The organism is Arthrobacter sp. Hiyo1, assembly GCF_001263615.2.
Lineage (GTDB): Bacteria > Actinomycetota > Actinomycetes > Actinomycetales > Micrococcaceae > Arthrobacter.
In genome coordinates this window covers 919,603-922,055 of sequence record NZ_DF952468.1, presented here as the reverse complement: position 1 = coordinate 922,055, position 2,453 = coordinate 919,603, and the positions used below count along the sequence as shown (strand labels likewise).

The 2,453-nt window shown below is 65.6% G+C and carries 2 protein-coding genes, 1 pseudogene and 1 riboswitch; of the genes and pseudogenes, 1 reads left to right on the top strand and 2 read right to left on the bottom strand.

Features of this window, described 5'->3' with window-relative positions; all coding sequences use genetic code 11:
* Together AHiyo1_RS03975 and AHiyo1_RS03970 are read right to left on the bottom strand one after the other, a co-directional pair.
* The coding region (locus AHiyo1_RS03975) for a VOC family protein (RefSeq protein WP_059387670.1) at positions 1-793 on the bottom strand (793 nt) is incomplete at its 3' end.
* A gap of 78 nt (positions 794-871) precedes the next feature.
* The gene (locus AHiyo1_RS03970; protein WP_059387669.1) at positions 872-1,966 is read right to left on the bottom strand and encodes an amidohydrolase family protein; all 1,095 of its coding nucleotides are present in this window, start codon (positions 1,964-1,966) and stop codon (positions 872-874) included.
* A gap of 77 nt (positions 1,967-2,043) precedes the next feature.
* A riboswitch (TPP riboswitch) is annotated at positions 2,044-2,151 on the top strand.
* Here AHiyo1_RS03970 and AHiyo1_RS26155 point away from each other — a divergent pair.
* Positions 2,147-2,453: pseudogene (locus AHiyo1_RS26155) on the top strand (phosphomethylpyrimidine synthase ThiC); the annotation flags it as partial. It overlaps the preceding riboswitch by 5 nt.

Here is a 2,453-nt window from a genome sequence, read left to right as displayed (position 1 = left end):
CCGCTACCTTGAGGCGATCGGCGAGCGCGCCGACGTCGTCTCCTGACGGCACTTCGATGACCACTTCGCCGAGGCCGAGGGTGTCCTTGCGCGGGCCTGCACCGCGGCTGTTCCACACGTTCATGGCCATGTGGTGGTGGTAGCCGCCCGCGGAGACAAACAGTGCCTGCCCGTGCCAGCCGGCGGTCTGCTCGAAGCCGAGGGTGTCGACGTAGAAATCATGGGCGGTCTTCACGTCGCCCACCTGGAGGTGGACGTGCCCGACGCCGGCGCCCGCCCCATGCTGGCCCGTCACGGCCGCTTCACTCAGGTACTGCTGGAGGTAGCGCTGCGGCGGGAGCGGCAAGCTGTCCATCACGACCGAGCTGCCGTTCCACTCCCAGCCTTCACGGGGCTTGTCGTAGTAGAGTTCGATGCCGTTGCCCTCGGGGTCGGTGAAGTAGAAGGCTTCGCTGACCAAGTGGTCGGCACTGCCGACGAAGGCGTGGGGTTCATACTGCGCAGCGGAGGCAACAGTTGCGGCGAGCGAGGGCTGGTCCTCGAAAAGCAGCGCCGTGTGGAAGAGTCCGGCCTCTCCGCGGCCCGGGATCTGGAGACCAGCGGCCGGCGCGAGGTGCACCAACGGCTTGCCTAGCCGGCCGAAGTAGAGCCCGCCGTCCTGTTCGGCGACAACGTCCAGCCCCAGCGCCCGCTGGTAGTAGTCGCCCATGAGCTTCATGTCCCCCACTTTGAGCATGACAGTGCCCATGGTGAGTTCGGCAGGAAGGAGATCCTGGCTGGATGTGATGGTCATGTGAAACTCCCGGCTTTTTGTGGCGCCGCCCTTCGGCAACCTCTATGTATCTAAATTACTTGAAGCTTCAATTTATTCCTAATGCCCGGCGCTTCCTGAAATGTGTCCCCTCAGAACGGTGCATCCGGGCTGCAGCACGATCTCTAGGGACGCTCGGGGATCCTTTGCGTAGAGCACGACGTCTGCGCTGGCGCCTTCGCTGATGCCGTCGGCACCCAACCACTCACGGGCGGACCAGCAGGCAGCATCGAGGGCGGCGGCCGCCGGAAGACCCGCCCGCTGGAGTTCCAGGATCTCCTCGCCGATCCGGCCGTGTTTGATGACGCTTCCGGCGTCGGTTCCGGCGTACACCCGCACTCCGGCGTCGAACGCCTCAAGGACCCGCTCATGCCTGCCCTCCCACAACGCGATCATGTGGGCGGCGTAGCGCGGAAATTTGGTTTCAGCCTGCTTCGCGATGTCCGGAAACGTCGCAATGTTGATGAGCGTGGGGACAATCGGCACATCCTGGTCCAGCAGCCGGGGAATGTGGTGGGGCAACAATCCGGTGGCGTGCTCGATGCAGTCGATCCCGGCGTCGAGCATGTCATCGATTGTCCCTTCGGCGAAGCAATGGGCGGTCACCCGCGCCCCCTCGTCGTGTGCGGCCGCGACGGCGTCCTTGACGACGGCGGCCGGAAAGGACGGGCCGAGATCCCCGGCGGAGCGGTCGATCCAGTCCCCCACGATCTTGACCCAGCCGTCTCCGGACCGCGCCTGCTTGCGGACTGCCTCCATCAGATCCTCCGGCTCCACCTCTTCGGCCAGCCCGGGGATGTACCGCCGTTGCCTCGCGATGTGCCTGCCCGCGCGGATGATCCTCGGCATGTCCGCCCGGCGTTGCAGCCAGCGCGTGTCGCTTGCGGATCCGGCATCGCGGATCAAGAGGGTCCCGGCATTCCGGTCCGCAGTCGCCTGCAGGCGGGCAGTCTCCTCGTCGACAGCTCCGCCCTTGCCCAAGCCAACGTGGCAATGCGCGTCGACCAGGCCGGGAAGCACCCAACCGTCCAGGACGACGTCGGGCTTCGCAAGGGGCCGGACGAAGGTCAGCCGTCCGTCGACCGACCAGAGGCCGCGCCGTTCCTCCTCCGGCCCGGTGAGGACGGCGCCGCTGAATTCGATGATTTCCGCCATGATTCCACCCTAGTTCCCGGGAGCTTCGCCGGCGCGGTCACATCTGTCACAAGCGCTGGCAGCTGTGGTAGCTTCGTCTACGACCACACGGGGGCCCTTGCAAGGGCTGAGATCGGGCTGATGCAGCCTGCGACCGTTGAACCTGTCCGGGTAATGCCGGCGAAGGAAGTGAGTAATCCTTTGAGCACCAAAGAAACACAGCTGAGCCCTACCCAAAAGGGATCGGACCACGATGTGACCCAATCCCTCAAGTCGCATTCCCTCGCGTTCCTGGAGGATGCCGACACGGGAATCCGGGTTCCAGTGACGGAAATCGCCCTCGAACCGTCCCCCAACGGCGAGGCCAACGCCCCGTTCCAGGTGTACCGGACCGCCGGACCCGGGAGTGATCCCGTAGTGGGCCTCGAACCGTTCCGCAGCGAGTGGATCGAAGCCCGCGGCGACACTGAGGCCTACAGCGGCCGCGAACGGAACCTGCTCGACGACG

What these genes read in the sequence shown, in the direction of transcription:
- AHiyo1_RS03970 (WP_059387669.1), bottom strand. Translation starts at nt 1,966, where the DNA reads ATGGCGGAAATCATCGAATTCAGCGGCGCCGTCCTCACCGGGCCGGAG.